This window comes from Pseudomonas sp. NY15437 (assembly GCF_048068435.1).
Lineage (GTDB): Bacteria > Pseudomonadota > Gammaproteobacteria > Pseudomonadales > Pseudomonadaceae > Pseudomonas > Pseudomonas nitroreducens_B.
This window is the reverse complement of the sequence record NZ_JBLUQC010000051.1, coordinates 1-367: the sequence shown is the minus strand read 5'-3', so window position 1 is coordinate 367 and position 367 is coordinate 1. Positions and strand designations below refer to the sequence as shown.

The 367-nt window shown below is 54.8% G+C and carries 2 tRNA genes; both read left to right on the top strand.

The features are described 5' to 3' along the window. Window positions 1-24 precede the first annotated feature (24 nt). Window positions 25-111, top strand: a tRNA-Leu gene (locus tag ACNFIA_RS31990). 146 nt (window positions 112-257) lie between these two features. Then, a tRNA-Leu gene (locus ACNFIA_RS31985) sits at window positions 258-344 on the top strand. Window positions 345-367: the final 23 nt, after the last annotated feature.

Below are 367 nucleotides of genomic sequence, written 5' to 3'. Positions count from 1 at the left end.
CGATGAGCAATCATCGACTCCAGTGCCCAGGTGGCGGAATTGGTAGACGCACTAGGTTCAGGTCCTAGCGGTGGCAACACCGTGGAAGTTCGAGTCTTCTCCTGGGCACCACTTATTCAAGGATAAAGTCAGTCGCTGACAGGCTTTATCAGGCGGGTTCGGAACCCTGATAACCGAACAATAGACCGCCCGATGCAACCAAGGGTTGCATCACCGCAAGACGATGAGCGATCATCGCACCCCATGCTGAAAAGCATGCCCAGGTGGCGGAATTGGTAGACGCACTAGGTTCAGGTCCTAGCGGTGGCAACACCGTGGAAGTTCGAGTCTTCTCCTGGGCACCATCTTCAAACGAAAAAGCCGAGCA